Origin of the sequence: Aeromonas sp. Prich7-2 (assembly GCF_017939255.1) — a bacterium.
GTDB lineage: Bacteria > Pseudomonadota > Gammaproteobacteria > Enterobacterales > Aeromonadaceae > Aeromonas > Aeromonas caviae.
Map to the genome: position 1 here is coordinate 1 of NZ_JAGKRI010000321.1, position 293 is coordinate 293.

The following is a 293-nucleotide window of genomic DNA, read 5'->3' on the forward strand; positions in this document are numbered from 1 at the left end:
GCTTGTTGGGCTGTCGGTTCGAGTCGGAATTTGTAGGCTTTCAGAATTTGCATTTAGCGCTCAGTGTGTAGCATTATTGCCATATCTATTAAGCCCGATTGAGTGACAGAATGCAATTCACTAAAATTAATAAATCACGCCATGCGACCTACGTTTTGCACGTACATTTGGTGTTTATCACCAAGTATCGAAAGCCGATATTGGGGGATCTGCATCACGCTTCCTTCGGTCAGTGTGCGGCAGAGGTTTGCAGAGATTTTGGTGCGGAACTGAAAGAGTGTGACGGAGAGGCT

The 293-nt window shown here is 45.7% G+C and carries 1 protein-coding gene; it reads left to right on the plus strand.

Annotation, left to right across the window (positions count from 1 at the left end; genetic code table 11):
* Positions 1-110 precede the first annotated feature (110 nt).
* A partial coding sequence (locus J9892_RS22445) for a transposase (protein WP_210539063.1) occupies positions 111-293 on the plus strand: 183 nt, incomplete at its 3' end.